A 14,345-nucleotide genomic window follows, 5' to 3' on the forward strand; every position below is an offset into this window, starting at 1 on the left:
GTTCGCTAATCAAAAAAATTCGTTATGCCATATCAACTTGGAATCCAAGAAAATTCAATCGACAGCTTCAACGAAGCCCTTGCGAAGTATCGAGAAGGCGAGGGCGGTCAAGTCCGTGCATACAAGTTCGCAATACTACATATGGCTCACTTTCTGGAGTTAGTATTAAAGATTTATGTGCAAAGCTTGGACGAAAATCTGATTTATCTGGCCAACTATCAACACCTTAAAGACGAGTGCAAGAAAGCGGGGGGCAGTTCGATTTTGGCCTATCTAGCTTCGATGAAGGCCGCCGGCTTCTCTTATATCGCCCCCAAGTCCACTCATCAGGGACCACCGAAAACCATTATGGTTCACCAGGCTTTGTCTCTTGCGAAAGATGAGCGTTGTTCGACCACAGGAAACCTTTTTGTCGATGCTAAATTTATGTCTGACATCGATTGGTTGAAGGGTCTTCGTAATAACATCGAGCATTTTCAATTTGAGATCGAGCCCAAGGAGGTTAGGTTATGTCTTGGGAGAATCGTTCGTAGCGCAGAGGAATTTGTAGACCTGTTCTCGCTATTTGTGCTAGCCGAGAAAATCAGCGCTGAGAACAACGAGCTGTATCATCAACTAGCGGACGAATACGAGCACCATTTACGCGAGGCAAAGATTGAAGTAAAGGAGAAAGAAGATGATGCATTCAGAGGCGTAAGGCACAAGTTTCGTGAACTGGTCGACTTCAAGGTGTATGAATGCCCGGAATGTTCAGAGAACACGATGATCACTGAGGCCACGTCAGGCACGGGCTATCGTTGCATGAACTGTGGCAACGAAGAAAGTGACGAAATAGAAGTGCTTTGTGATTGTTGTGGGGCTCTTAGCCTGAGTGGCGAAATGGCGTCTTGGGAAACTGAGGATGGGGAGTATGAGCAGCGCTGTGAATTCTGCACTGGCGAATATGCAATTGGACGGGACGACAGTTAGGGCGCTGTCAATGTCGGTACACCTGATTCGACAGAGGCGATCCACTTATCAAGCTCTTCTACGCAGAGGCACTCATCATTGCCGCTATCCTGAGTAGCGCCCTCTTGGGCGACGCCAGCAACCCGAAATAATTCATCAACGAATGGCCCCCCGCTATTGCCTTGTCGAATCATCGTTGATATTTCCAAACGTTGAAGAGCACGACGTGCGAAACGATTCACTACGACAGCATCGATCTGATTGGCGACACGCCCGGCATTCCAGTTCGGATACCCAATAAGAACGCCATTTTCGTTTCTTCTTATGGGGGCGTCTAGCCCTATGAAGTGACGAAGGGCAGGTGGGGCGCCAACAAATTCCAAAATTGCTAAGTCTTTTTCCATGTCGCGGTGGACGACCCGGACGGGCCAGCGGGCTCCGGTTCCCGCCTGAATCACCTCTATTGTCGCGCCGTGAACGTCGGCAGAGTTGTAGTCCGTCATTACATTAGAACCATTGACATCGCCTTCCCAGCGCAGCACGTGATCGCAGGTGATAAGCCGATTGCTAGATTTGTACGGGAACGCGGACCCTTGCGATCCCACAGCGTCGGGTTCCGCAGCCCCGGTTGGTTGGTAATCACCCATCCAGGAGACTACCAGCACTGCGCGCTCCGCATCCTCCGAGTTTCGAACGATTTGCTCTACTGGCAGCCTAGAGTACGAAAATCCACCGTCCAGGGCGTGTTCCTTTGCGCACAATTCGTTGTAACGCTCGGCTAGCCGAGTATAGATAACATCGTGCGCTCCCCGCACCATTCGAACATAAAGCAGTTTCCCCCAAAGGACGTTTATTAATTTTGGTAGGGTTCGTGTCCTCCGTTGGCGCTTCCAAGGCCGCTTTTCATAAGAGGCCGCCTTGCCTTCAGTTACCCGCCGTTTCCACTCTGTTTGCGCTCTTTCGTAACCGTATTTCCCCCATGCATGCAGCCCCCCGCGAATTCGATCAATAAAGTTTCGCTTAACATTTGGGAACTCATTGATCGTGATGCCTGTGACCTCAAGTCGATGGTAACGAGTGCTCATCCGGCTCTTCGCAGGGTTTACTTGAAAATTGTTGCGCTCAATTATTGATAGCAGCTCGTGTCCGAGAGTCAGGCCGCCGCTTTCAAATTCACAGATGTTTTCTGGTAACCGTGAAGCGGTGCGAACAGAAAAGGAAAAAGTCAGATCATCAGCATAACGTGTATAGGTCGCACGATGACGACGCGCGAGGTCCATTAAATCGGTGTCCAGTCGACGAGATACGAGATTTGCTAGAAATGGCGAAGTTGGTGCGCCTTGGGGAAGTTCATTGCGATGGGTACATATTTGCGCCAGCACCGTCGCGACATTGTGCGAACACTCAAAAGGCTTTTTCTGCAGAACTCCGCGAACGCGAAAGAAGCCTATCGAAGGAAAAAAATCCTTCAAGTCAATGTTCAACAAATGCTGAACTTGTGGTGAGCAGTGTTTCCGAGCATTTGTAACGATGCTGCGTCTCTTTGTGAACCCATGCACGCAGGGCTTGGGCTTTGAGGCATGTTCTTCCAAGAACTCGAGCACCTTCATTTGAAGCACTTTCAGTCGCTCGCGGGGCTCTTGAATGAGTCGCGGTGCACCACTTCGCTTACTAATCAAGAAAACTTTGTACGGTGGAGTAGGGTAGATGATCTTCTGTACGTCACCGTACGGCTTGCCAAGCAAGTGAGCTGACATGTATTCCACGTCCGTCCGAATGCGAACTGCATGAGAAGGAAAGACGAATGTTGGCATGGGGAGCAGCGTGCTTGGCATAGTACCCTTTGAAAGTGCCGTCCCGATAACTTTCACCTATACCTCGCGCGATAATGCTGATGGCGATAATAGTCGAGCGTCGGGGACACCTCACTGCAAGGTCTGCGTTAACGCGGACCAAATTAAGTCTGTACCGGGACGGCCCACACATTGTAGATGAGTAACCAAGTAATGTGCAATATTAGCTGGAACCTTTTTTTGGGCGGAATTGCTGGCGAACTACGGGAATAGTTCGCGAACTTGAATGAACGGTGCGCCGGTTTCGGCTGCACGTCGAACCTTGCGTTCCAGAACTTGATTGAGTGGAATTTCGCGGTCTAGGGTATCGTAAAGGTCCAGTCCGTCCATGCAAATTACTCGTTTCCCTCTCCCGAAGGCCATGAGCCCGTCGGGAGTAAATCCGCTATTGCTTACAAAGAGGCCACGGGTCCAAGCGGCTTTTTGTTCAATTTTTCCATGAAAAGTGTGAAGGTCAGCGACGCCGGTCGGAAGATTTTGCCACTTCGCTTCAACTAGGTATGTCTCACTGGCGAGTTGGAAGCTACCGTCGATTTGCTCACCGCGAAGTCTGAACGGGTCGTGCGCAGCCAAACCATAGGCATCGAAAAGTCGCTTCAGCAATTTTTCGAAAGCGAAACCTCTCGGCTGGGGAGCGAGGCTAGAAATCGAAAGTAGATCTGCCTTAATTTGCGCGAGTGTTTGTCGATTAAAGGCTTGAATTGGAGGATTTTGTGCAATGGGACCCGCGTCCGGTCGTCCCTCGATCCGATTTATTAGTGAAAGAAATCGACCGTGGGCATTTTCAATTTTTTCGACGTCGCCGGCGCGTTGACGTAGGGCTTCGCGACATTCCCAAAGTGCTTTCAGGGTTCTTACGACTGTTGGCTTGTCCACTGTCTGCAGGAAGCAGCGCAAGCGCTTTGCCTTGGAGGCCCCATTTTTCGCGTACGTGGGATTGTCGATGTCTATGTTGAGTTCTTCGGCAAAGAATAGTGAAAGTGTCCGATCAGAGAAAGTGAGAACATATCCTCCACCCATGTCAAAGATATCGTCGATAAACATCATATCAAGCGTGCGGATATTAGTCATTCAGTCTCCAATTTTTTGTGGCCAGGCCGCTCTTCTTGTTACGCCATTCTAACGCTAGCCTTCACACAATGAGGTCTTGTGTTCACCTAGCTCTCAATAGGCGGAACGAGCTGGAGCTGGCTTGGCATGTTTCTCCCGCGAGCGTCTCCAACCCCCAGCCCACCCTTCAGAACATTCAACATCAATCCGAAGGTAAGCGCATTGATTTCTTCAGCAGGGATTAGGAGTTCCTCGGCGACAGCGGCTTTCGTGATTCCCTCTTCGCGTAATGCCGAGAAAACCTTTTCCAACACAATCGATTTCTCATGGACGCACCCATTCGGCTCCTGGGTTCGGTAACCAGCTTCCGCAAGTTGAATGCAAAGAGTGCGATACGTCCAATCGGAGGTCATACCTAGAGCGTGCAGTCGATAGTTCAGGGCTGCAACCGAAACTGCCCAGTATTTTTTATGCTGAACAATTCCAGGCAACGTGGCCGATTTCGGCCCATTACAAAGAACGCTTTTTCGGGGCATTAAAAATGCTGAGGCGAACGCATTGGCCTCGCGTTCGAGCTCCGGTCCGTGAGCTTGTCCATGCCTGTGGAGAACGAGATGACCGAGTTCGTGAGCGGCATCAAATCGACAGTGTTCAGCAGACTTAAATGTGTTTAAGAAAACAAAGGGTTTCCCGCCGTACCACATCGAGAAAGCATCTACTTCCTTCGCATCGATGGCCAAAGAATAGATGCGAATCCCTTTCGATTCTAGGAGGGTCACCATGTTTTTCACGGGAAGCTCCCCTAACCCCCAATAGGAGCGTAGCGCCTCGGCGGCCGCTTCAGGGTGTTGCGCAGACTGCTGAGTAGGGAAGGGGACGTTGTCTTCATAATCTGCACGATTTTCGAGAATCGTCAGTGAACTTGGCTCACGTCCGAGGTCGGGCAGATTGTGCACTGGCAGATTAAATCGTTTCTCGATCCATTCGTTTAGCAAAAGAGCGATAGATCCAGCGCCGAGCGCAACATCGCGCTGTCGTGCGCTCATCTTCGACATGGACCGAAAACTAGCGATGTCCGGTGTTAGCTCCTCTGGATCCGCTGCGCAAAAAAAAGCCTCAGGAAAATTAAGCGTTTCTGCGATGCGTTTTAATGTCTGCTGCTCGGGCTGTTGCTCGCCCTTTTCATATGAGGAAACCGAACGTTCGCTGACTCCGACACGTTCGGCAAGTTCCTTTTTCTTCATTCCTCGTCGACGTCTGGCGAGCGAAAAACACGCTGGATTAAACATTATTGTCATGCGGATTTACGGCTAATTTCGATATTTATATCTGGAAGTTGAGGTGGGGTTACGGTGATTGTCTCACCGTCCAAGGGGATATCACTCAATAGAAGTCTCTCAGACCAAGAGATGATCATTCCGTCTTTGTCGATCTCGTTCGGCTTCGACAATTCCACGTGAATTTTGTTGGCGCTTCGGTGATGCAACAGTACCCACGTCGAGACGCTTCTTTCAAATGAAGGCTCCACAGGCAGCAGTTCAGCAAACATATCGCTTTGCCGATTTGCCGCAACTGCATCAACTGTATGACGTCCTTTGGGGCTCTTGTTAGATGGGGTGCGATTCGGGTTCGCGGTTCCTGAGTCCCCTGATGCTATAACGATGGCGAGATCGCCAGCAGAGTTAACAGTCAGTTCATAGTTGCCCTCATCAGATTTACGCCAACCCATGGGGGCGAGCAAGTCGCGAAGGGCAGCCACAGTTTCACCCCACATAATCTGATGCCTATAAAGCCGAGGGTGGTGGTCAGTTTTTCGCACCCAATGTAAGTTGGCTTGGCGGAGTGCCTCTGAGATTATTGATTGATCAAGTCTTAGCTCGGCTAAACGCGCATCGACGTCCTGCTGTGCATCTACAATTCGGGTGACCGACATGAAAGCACTCCTTCAGAGTTGTGGCTTCCGAAAATTGTACCGCATTCGTGGTTGAAAAAACGGAAGTTCTGGCATGCTCTATGAAATATTTCGGCCAGTCCAATGTGGTGAGACTCGGCCACCAATAGAGGAGGGCTGCCTGTCTCGGTTTGGCTGTTGTCCGGTTTGGCTGGACGTCTTGGCCAGGGTAGCTCGCTTTTTGAACTAGGCCGCAAGAAACGGCATACCGGAAATGAACCGGATAGGAAGAAATACAGCGCCGAAATACAAAAACGCCACCCGAAGGTAGCGTTTTATTTGTTCTTGGTGGCCCGGGGCGGAATCGAACCACCGACACAAGGATTTTCAATCCTCTGCTCTACCAACTGAGCTACCAGGCCAAGAGCGCGCAATTATAGCAGCGTTTTTGGCAAGCAGACAATCCTCCCGCGCCGAACCTCAACCCTTGCTGCTGATCCGCTGCGCATGATCCCGCTCAAGCGCCAGGCGCAGGTCGCGGCGCCCCTTGGCTTCCTCGAAGCGGCGCACTTCGTCGGGTGTCGACGGCACCAGCGGCGGAATCGAGGCCGGCTTCTTGTCGTCGCCCACCGCCACCATCGTGAAGAAGCAGCTGTTCACGTGCCGCACGGCCTTGCTGCGGATGTCCTCGGCAATCACCTTGATGCCGATTTCCATCGAGCTGCGGCCGGTATAGTTCACGGCGGCCAGGAAGGTCACCAGTTCACCGACGTGGATCGGCTGGCGGAAGGTCACCTGGTCGACGCTCATCGTCACCACATAGCGCCCGGCGTAGCGGCTGGCGCAGGCGTAGGCTGCCTGGTCGAGCAGTTTCAGGATGGTGCCGCCGTGCACGTTGCCGGAGAAGTTGGCCGTGTCGGGCGTCATCAGCACCGTCATGCTGAGCTGGTGGGAGGGCAGGTTCATGGTTGCAATCAATACAAGTGGCTGGGCGAGTGCTGATGTTGCCTCAGAAACTGCCTCGCGGCAAGGTCAGCGGTGGTGGTCCCTGATCTGCTGACCCGGTGAAAAAGTAGTCCGACAAACGCGCTTGCCGAAATACCCATAAAATCGTGGCATCACCATGCAAACCCGCTAGGCTCGGCAAATGAACAGCGAACTCCCATACCAAGGTGGATCGGTGCAGTGGCACCTTGGTCCCGTCATCGATGCACTGCGCACGTCGCGCGAGTCGACCCACAATATCCGGCACCAGGGCCGCGTGCGCGAGCTGCCGTCGCGCGATGTGCTGCGCCAGATCGTCGATGGCCTGTCGGCCGCGCTGTTTCCCACGCATTACGGGCGCCCTGACCTGAACGACGAGAGCATCGACTACTACGTTGCTGATACGCTCAACGTGGCGCTCGACCGGCTGGTCGAGCAGGTGCGGCGTGCGCTGCGGTTTTCGCCCGCGGCGCCGTCCGAACTGACCGGTGCGGACGCCCAGCGTGAAGACCTCGTGCTGGCCGAGCGTGCCCGCGCGATCACGCGCGAGTTCGCGGCCCGCCTGCCTGGTTTACGGGCATTGCTGGTGTCGGACGTGCAGGCCGCACTCGCGGGCGACCCGGCGGCCACCTCGGTGGCCGAGATCATGCTGTGCTATCCCGGCACCATCGCCATCCTGTACCACCGCATCGCGCATTGCCTGACGCGCCTGGGCGTGCCGTTCCTGGCGCGCGTGGTGGCCGATATTGGCCACTCGCTCACCGGCATCGACATCCACCCCGGCGCGCAGATCGGCGGCAGCTTCTTCATCGACCACGGCACCGGCGTCGTAATTGGTGAAACCGCCATCCTCGGCGAGCGCGTGCGCCTGTACCAGGCGGTCACGCTGGGCGCCAAGCGCTTCCCGGTCGACGACAGCGGCGCGCTCGTCAAGGGCATTCCACGGCATCCGATCGTCGAGGACGACGTCGTCATCTATGCCGGCGCCACCATCCTGGGCCGTATCACCATCGGCGCCGGGTCGACCATCGGCGGTAATGTCTGGCTCACGCAGAGCGTCCCGCCGGGCAGCAATGTGTCGCAGGCGCAGATGCGCAATACCTGAGCAGCAGGACAATGACGATTCTGCTGGTACCCGGCTACATGGCCGATGACACGTTGTGGGACGACCTGCGCGCGCCGCTCGCGCCATTCGGCCCGCTCGTGCATGCCGACCTGCGCCACGACGCTTCGCTCGAAGCGATGGCGGCGCGCGTGCTGCGCGATGCGCCGCCGTCGTTCATCCTCGTCGGCTTTTCGATGGGCGGCTATGTCGCGCGCGAGATCGTGCGCCAGGCGCCCGAACGGGTGGAGGCGCTGGCCCTGATCGCCAGCTCGACCCGGCCCGATACCGATGCAGTCAGGCAGGGCAAGCGCTCGGTGGCGCGCTCTGCGCCGTCGGTGTCGTTCGCGGGGCTGAGCCGCACGGCGATCGCCACGTCGCTGCATCCTAAAAATGCGGGCGACGAGTCGTTGATCGAGCGCGTGCGCCAGATGGGTGTGCGGCTGGGGGCGGAGGCGTTTCGCAACCAGTCGATGGTCGAGCGGCCCGGCGACCTGCATCTGCTGGACCAGATCCGCTGCCCGACGCTGATCGTCGCGGCCGGCCACGATCGCCTGCGCAGTCTGGAAGAATCGCAGGAACTGCATGCGGGGATTGCCGGGTCCACGTTTGCCGTCATCGACGACAGCGGCCACATGATCCCGCTCGAAGCGCCGCAGGCGCTGGCGGATGTGCTGACGCCGTGGCTGGAAGGCGTGTCAGCCTTGCACGCCGGCTGAACGACTACGCCGCGGCGGGCGTAACTTTCTCGCACCAGCCGTGCAGGCCACGGATCGCGTCTTCCTTGTGCTTGGCCTCGATCTCGATCCAGGGCGCCTGCAGGTAAGACGACGGCATCACCGAAATCAGGTCGGAATGCTGGCGGTCGTTGAAACCTTCGCGGCCGTTCGAGATGTGCACCAGCTGGTGCGCGGGATCGGGCCAGGTCGCACGGGCCTTGGCCAGCGTTTCAGCGACGCTCGGGTGGTCGTAGCTGTCGAGCTTTTCGTGGACGATGTGATGGTGGGCGTCGAACACCATCGGGATGCCCGCGCGCACGCAGACGGCGTGGATCTCGTCGGCGCTGTAGGCGTATTCGTCATTCTCCAGACACAGGCGGCTGCGGATCGCCTCGGGCAGTTCGGCGATGCGCGCCACGAGCTGGTCTTCGCGGTCGGATTTGCCGCCGTGGATTTCCAGCAGCGCCCAGGGTGAACGCGGCTGCTCCAGCAAATCCATGATGTCGGCGTGCATCTGCAGGATCTTGACGCTGTTGGCGACGACGTTCTCCGAATCCGAGCTCAGTACCACGAACTGGTCGGGATGCATCACGAGCCGGATGCCGCGCTCCGTCGCACGCCGGCCCGAGCGGCCCAGGGTGTCCTTGAATTTTTCCAGGATCGCCAGGCCGAACGGCTCGTCGGCAAACGGGAAGATCGACGAAGGCATCCGGTACAGCCGGATGCCTTCGCGCTCGCAGTAGCGCAGGGCGTTGTCGAGCGTCTGGATATTGTCGCGGTAGATCTCTTCCAGCGCGCGCTGCTGGCCTTCTTCGGACAGGTCGAGCAGGCGCTTGCGCGTGATCGTGCGATACCGCACCTCTTTCGAGACGGTGATGCAGACAAGGCCGAGGTGTGGTTGCGTGGCGATCAGGGTCATGGTGCAGGCAAGTCTAGCCGAAGCAGGGTGGCGCAGGGCGCGCCCGGGATCGGAAGCAGGGTCGAAAGCGGGGCACTTTACCGCCGCGTGCCGAACACTTGGGTCCAGTAGATGATGCCCGCCTGCCGGTCGGCCGTGACGCCGTAGGCCGCGCCCATCTCGGTGAAGTCCGCTTGCATGATATTGGCGCAGTGCCCCGGGCTGTCGATCCAGCCGTCGACCGCTTCCTGTGGCGAGTGCTGGCCGAAGGCAATGTTTTCGCCCAAGCGGTGCCAGCGATACCCGGCGCGTGTGGCACGATCGGCCGGATCGCTGCCGTCCTGCGCGTAGTGGTTGAAGTAGCGGCGCGTGGCCATGTCGAGGCTGTGGGCCAGCGCGGCCTCGCCCAGCAGCGCGTTCCACTGCAAGGGCGGCGCCGCCGCAAACGCGCGGTCGCCGCACATGCGGGCGCTGGCGCGTGCAAGATTGACTGCCTCGAGGATGGCACGGCCGGCGTCGCGCCAGTCCGGATACGTGGTCGATGGCAAGGGCGGCGCCGGCCGGGCCAGCACGACGGTCCAGGTCGTGCCTTCGCGGTAGCTGCCCACGGCCGAGAATCGTTCGCTGCGCAGCACCTTGCAATACCTCTGCTGCAGCACGCGCATGGCGGCCGCGGCGTCTTCCGGACCGGTAACGTCGACGGAATCCGCGCCATCGGTGGCGTAGCCGGCCTGCTCCAGTGCTGATTCGATGAAGGTCCCGAAGCCGATGCGGATCTGCGCCAGGACCGGCTCGGCAACCAGCGGCGCCACCGGCGCGACGGATGCGCCGTCGCAGTCGGCCGGCTTGACGCGGTAGGCATTGATCAGCGCCGCCAGCGGATCGGCGGCAAGCGGCTGGGCCCAGGCTGGCGCGATCGATGTCAGCAGCCCGAGCCCGAACAGGGCAGCACGCATGACCGATCGCTTTACCAGACTGTTACTGCCCGGATTGCGGCGCCGCCGTATGCGGCGTGAGCACGAGTTTCGAGGTGTCCAGGCCCTGGGCTTTCAGGCGTGCCAGCAAGGCGTTGTATTCGGCCGGGGCGACCTGGGGCGTGCGCGACAGGATCCACAGGTATTCGCGCTTGGGCTCACTGACTGCGGAGAGCTGGTACTTGTTGTCCAGATCGATCACCCAGTAATCGCCCCAGACCATCGGGATGAAGGACAGGATGGCCGGTGCGAAGCGCACCTCGAGCTTGGGCGAGGTGGCCGCGCCTGGCTGGCGCGCGACGCCTTCGGCGGTATCGATCTTGCCGTCGGCCGTGCGGCAGCGATTGATGACCTTGACCCGGCCGTCCTTGTCGAGGTTATAGGTCGCGCTGGTGTCGCCCACGCATTTCTTCTGGAATTCGTTGGGGAACTTGGCGATTTCGTACCAGACGCCCATATATCTGGGCACCGCGAGCGATTCGATCGGCTGCAATGGCTTGGCGGCGTCAGCAGCCAATGCCGATCCGGCGCAGAGGCCGGACAGGGCGAGCGTGGCACACGCGGCAAGGAACGATGGCTTGGCAAACATGGGAACCTCTTGTGATCTTGAAGGTTCCCAGAATAGTGACAAAGCCGCAATGGTGTCGCATGGTTTACGACACCATGCCATCACACCTTGCGCACGAACTCCGTCTTCAGGCTCATGGCGCCGAAGCCATCGATCTTGCAATCGATGTCGTGGTCGGCGTCGACCAGGCGGATGTTCTTGACCTTGGTGCCCTGCTTGATCACGCCGCCCGAGCCTTTTGGCTTGAGATCCTTGATCACGGTGACAGTGTCGCCATCCTGGAGGATGTTGCCCGACGCATCTTTGTAGACACGCGCGGTCTCGGTGCTGGCTGCACCCGCGATCGGCCACTCGTGCGCGCATTCCGGGCAGACGTACTGGCCGGCGCCGTCGTCATAGGTGTAGGCCGATTGGCAGAGAGGGCAGGGCGGAAGCGTATGCATGAGTGGCCTTGGAATGCAAAAACGCCACTCGGTGGTGGCGTTTTTACGTGTTGCTGAATTCTTGGTGGCCCGGGGCGGAATCGAACCACCGACACAAGGATTTTCAATCCTCTGCTCTACCAACTGAGCTACCAGGCCAAGAGAGGCACGATTATAGCCATCGATTTTCAGTTGCGCAAGTCCTCTTGCGCGCGCGGCAGCACAAACGTGGCCTGTGCATCGTTGCCCGGCTGAGCGGCCTGTCCCGCTCACCTGCGACGGCGCGAACCCGCCGCCCGGCCTCCGGCACCGGCATATCGCTATAATGCCTTCATGACCACGCCCACGACCTCCACCATCCGGACCGACGTCTGCATCGTCGGCAATGGCGCCATCGCCAAGACGGCAGCCCTCGGCTTCGCCCAGGCCGGCCACAGCGTGACGCTGCTGGCGCCACCGGCCCGGCAGGCGCCTGCTGCAGCTACTCCACCGGGCGTCGAGCGACCGTGGGACGTGCGTGTGTATGCGCTCAACCACACGGCGCACGACCTGCTGTCGTCCCTGAAGGTATGGGACGCCCTCGACATGGCGCGCATCGCGCCGGTCGATGCGATGGATGTGCATGGCGACGGTGCCGATGCTGGTAGCCTGGGCTTCGATGCCTTTGGCGCCCGGGTCGGCACGCTTGCATGGATCGTCGAAGACCAGAACCTGAACGGCGCGCTCGATGCCGCGCTCCGCTTCGCGCACAATGTGCAGCGGGTCGAAGGCCGCGCCTGCGAGCTCACTTGCAGCGACAGCGGCGCCGCCGTGCGCCTCGAAGACGGACGCCGTGTCGAGTGCGCGCTGCTGGTCGGCGCAGACGGGCGCGAATCGTGGGTGCGCGGGCAGTGCGATATCGGCGTCGATTACCGCATGTATCACCAGACGGCCATCGTCACCAACTTTGCCTGCGACAAGCCGCACCACGGCGTCGCGCACCAGTGGTTCACCGGCTCGGACGGCATCATCGCGCTGCTGCCGCTGCCGGGCAACCGCGTCTCGCTCGTGTGGTCGGCCCCGGAAACCCTGGCCGCTACGCTGATGGAAGAGTCGCTGGGCGAGCTGGCGATCCGGCTGGGCGAATACGCCGACGACAAACTCGGCACGCTGCGCCCGTTGCAGCCCGACGCCGTGGCCGCCGTGCCGCTGGCGCTGATCAAGCCGCATGCGATGGTGGCGCCGCACGTGGCGCTGGTGGGCGACGCGGCGCACGCCGTGCATCCGCTGGCCGGCCATGGGATGAACCTGGGGTTTGGCGACATCGTCGACCTGCTGGCCATCGTGCGTGACCGCGAAGAGCGGCGCGCCATCGGCGACGAGCGGGTGCTGGCGCGCTATGCTCGCAAGCGCAAGGAAGAGGTGCTGCTGATGCAACTGGCCACCGACGGACTCGAACGCCTGTTCGGCGCGAACCTGGAGCCGCTGCGAGTGGTCCGGAATATCGGCCTGAACCTGCTCAATAACATGCCGGCACTGAAGCGGCGCCTGATGGCCCATGCCATGGGCAAGTCATCAATCTGAGGAATTACAAGCATGCTTAAAATGAAGATCGCCGTCCTGCTGGCGACTGGCCTTCTCGCATCGTGCGTCGATGCGCAGACCAACGTCGAATCGACCATCAAGAAGGCGCTCGAGCCACGCCTGAGCGGCGCGAAGATCGAGTCGGTCAAGGAAACCCCGTATTCGGGCCTGTACGAAGTGCGCGTCGCGGGCGACATCCTGTACACCGACAAGAAGGGCGAGTACCTCGTCATCGGCCAGGTGTACGACGTGAAAAGCTCGCGCAACCTGACGCGCGAACGCATCGATGAAGTCAACAAGATCAAGTTCTCCGACCTGCCGCTCGAGATGGCGCTCAAGCAGGTCAAGGGCAACGGCAAGCGCGTGATCGCGGTGTTCGAGGATCCGAACTGCGGCTACTGCAAGCGCCTGCGCCAGACCACGCTCAAGGACATCGACAACGTCACGATCTACACCTTCATGTACAACATCCTGTCCGAGGATTCGTCGGTGAAGTCGAAGAACATCTGGTGCGCGTCCGACCGCAACAAGGCCTGGGACGACTGGATGATCGCCGGTAAAGTGCCGCCGGCCACGCCGGCCGCATGCGAATCGCCGAACGAGAAGGTTCTCGCGCTGGGCCAGAAGCTGCGCATCACGGGTACGCCGGCGATCTTCTTCGCCGACGGCTCGCGCATTCCGGGCGCGATCGACCTCAAGGCGCTCGAAGGCAAGTTCGATTCGCTCGAAGGCAAGGCCGGGAAGTAACCGGCGTGCCGCCGCGCGACCGCAGCACGCTCACCGGCATCCTGCTGGCCGCAGGGCGCGGCCGGCGATTCGATCCGGCCGGCGTGCGCAACAAGCTGCTCCAGCATTTGCCGGGCGGCGACTTCGTCGTCGTGGCCAGTGCGCGCAAGTTGCTGGCGGTGCTGCCGCGTGTGGTGGCGGTGGTGCCACCAAGCGATGGTGGCGTGGCCGATGCGCTGCGCGCGCTTGGCTGCACCGTTACCGTGTGCGCGGATGCCGACAGCGGCATGGGCCTGTCGCTGGCGCATGCGATCCGCCATGCGCCGCTCCCTGCGCAGGGCGCTGGCGGCTGGCTCGTGGCGCTGGGTGACATGCCGTTCGTGGCCGAAGCCACGCTGCAGGCGCTGGTCCATGCGGTTGACGATGGCGCCGGGATCGCGGCGCCGCTGTTCGATGGCCGCCGTGGCAATCCGGTCGCGTTTGGCGCCATCCACCACGAGGCCCTGCTGGCGCTGGACGGCGACCAGGGCGCGCGCCGCCTGCTCGCAAACAGTCCGGTGACCACGATCGCCGTGCCCGACCCCGGCATCCTGCGCGACATCGATACCCAGGGCGATCTGCCAGCCTGAATCCGCTTACACTATTGT

15 protein-coding genes and 2 tRNA genes are annotated in these 14,345 nt (G+C 59.2%); 6 read left to right on the plus strand and 11 right to left on the minus strand.

The features are described 5' to 3' along the window. The first annotated feature begins 24 nt into the window (after positions 1–24). On the plus strand, positions 25–969 hold the full coding sequence (locus AC56LN_RS20030; protein WP_499574374.1) for a hypothetical protein: 945 nt from the start codon (positions 25–27) through the stop codon (positions 967–969). On the opposite strand, the gene AC56LN_RS20035 is transcribed toward AC56LN_RS20030, so the two are convergent. From AC56LN_RS20035 to AC56LN_RS20060, 6 genes are all read right to left on the minus strand, one after another. Continuing rightward, positions 966–2,762 (minus strand): reverse transcriptase domain-containing protein, encoded by a 1,797-nt coding sequence (locus AC56LN_RS20035; RefSeq protein ID WP_499574375.1) that lies wholly within the window; start codon positions 2,760–2,762, stop codon positions 966–968. The genes AC56LN_RS20030 and AC56LN_RS20035 overlap by 4 nt on opposite strands. Positions 2,763–3,002: 240 nt before the next feature. Beyond that, entirely contained in the window at positions 3,003–3,872 is an 870-nt protein-coding gene (locus AC56LN_RS20040; protein WP_499574376.1) for a restriction endonuclease, read from the minus strand. An 86-nt stretch (positions 3,873–3,958) separates the two neighbouring features. Continuing rightward, positions 3,959–5,149, minus strand: coding sequence for an ImmA/IrrE family metallo-endopeptidase (locus tag AC56LN_RS20045; RefSeq protein ID WP_499574377.1), 1,191 nt, complete (start codon positions 5,147–5,149; stop codon positions 3,959–3,961). After that, a complete protein-coding gene (locus AC56LN_RS20050; protein ID WP_499574378.1) occupies positions 5,146–5,784 on the minus strand; it encodes a hypothetical protein in 639 nt (212 codons plus the stop codon). The genes AC56LN_RS20045 and AC56LN_RS20050 overlap by 4 nt, the downstream gene beginning before the upstream one ends. Before the next feature lie 304 nt (positions 5,785–6,088). Beyond that, positions 6,089–6,164 (minus strand) — tRNA-Phe (locus AC56LN_RS20055). A gap of 58 nt (positions 6,165–6,222) precedes the next feature. Then, positions 6,223–6,708, minus strand: a complete 486-nt coding sequence (locus AC56LN_RS20060) for an acyl-CoA thioesterase (protein WP_499500746.1) — start codon at positions 6,706–6,708, stop codon at positions 6,223–6,225. A gap of 181 nt (positions 6,709–6,889) precedes the next feature. Here AC56LN_RS20060 and epsC point away from each other — a divergent pair, with 181 nt between their 5' ends. Next, complete coding sequence (gene epsC / locus AC56LN_RS20065) at positions 6,890–7,831, plus strand: serine O-acetyltransferase EpsC (RefSeq protein WP_499574379.1); 942 nt, start codon at positions 6,890–6,892, stop codon at positions 7,829–7,831. An 11-nt stretch (positions 7,832–7,842) separates the two neighbouring features. Then, a complete protein-coding gene (locus AC56LN_RS20070; RefSeq protein WP_499574380.1) occupies positions 7,843–8,547 on the plus strand; it encodes an alpha/beta fold hydrolase in 705 nt (234 codons plus the stop codon). A 4-nt stretch (positions 8,548–8,551) separates the two neighbouring features. Here AC56LN_RS20070 and uvsE read toward each other — a convergent pair whose 3' ends face one another. The 5 genes from uvsE to AC56LN_RS20095 all read right to left on the minus strand — a co-directional run bounded on the left by uvsE (position 8,552) and on the right by AC56LN_RS20095 (position 11,568). Then, positions 8,552–9,466, minus strand: a complete 915-nt coding sequence (uvsE, locus tag AC56LN_RS20075; protein WP_499574381.1) for a UV DNA damage repair endonuclease UvsE — start codon at positions 9,464–9,466, stop codon at positions 8,552–8,554. 77 nt (positions 9,467–9,543) lie between these two features. Then, positions 9,544–10,401 (minus strand): CAP domain-containing protein, encoded by an 858-nt coding sequence (locus AC56LN_RS20080; RefSeq protein WP_499574382.1) that lies wholly within the window; start codon positions 10,399–10,401, stop codon positions 9,544–9,546. Positions 10,402–10,423: 22 nt separating this feature from the next. After that, on the minus strand, positions 10,424–11,008 hold the full coding sequence (locus tag AC56LN_RS20085) for a lipocalin family protein (RefSeq protein ID WP_499574383.1): 585 nt from the start codon (positions 11,006–11,008) through the stop codon (positions 10,424–10,426). An 80-nt stretch (positions 11,009–11,088) separates the two neighbouring features. After that, the gene (locus AC56LN_RS20090; RefSeq protein ID WP_499574384.1) at positions 11,089–11,430 is read right to left on the minus strand and encodes a zinc ribbon domain-containing protein YjdM; all 342 of its coding nucleotides are present in this window, start codon (positions 11,428–11,430) and stop codon (positions 11,089–11,091) included. A 62-nt stretch (positions 11,431–11,492) separates the two neighbouring features. Then, positions 11,493–11,568: transfer RNA gene (locus AC56LN_RS20095), tRNA-Phe, on the minus strand. Between the two features lie 174 nt (positions 11,569–11,742). Here AC56LN_RS20095 and AC56LN_RS20100 point away from each other — a divergent pair. The 3 genes from AC56LN_RS20100 to AC56LN_RS20110 are packed head-to-tail and all read left to right on the plus strand — an operon-like array spanning position 11,743 to position 14,327. Beyond that, positions 11,743–12,972, plus strand: a complete 1,230-nt coding sequence (locus tag AC56LN_RS20100) for an FAD-dependent monooxygenase (protein ID WP_499574385.1) — start codon at positions 11,743–11,745, stop codon at positions 12,970–12,972. Between the two features lie 12 nt (positions 12,973–12,984). Next, the gene (locus AC56LN_RS20105) at positions 12,985–13,719 is read left to right on the plus strand and encodes a DsbC family protein (RefSeq protein WP_482897240.1); all 735 of its coding nucleotides are present in this window, start codon (positions 12,985–12,987) and stop codon (positions 13,717–13,719) included. Between the two features lie 5 nt (positions 13,720–13,724). After that, entirely contained in the window at positions 13,725–14,327 is a 603-nt protein-coding gene (locus AC56LN_RS20110) for a nucleotidyltransferase family protein (protein ID WP_499574386.1), read from the plus strand. Positions 14,328–14,345: the final 18 nt, after the last annotated feature.

It is taken from the genome of Telluria sp. ZT3P26 (assembly GCF_059686035.1).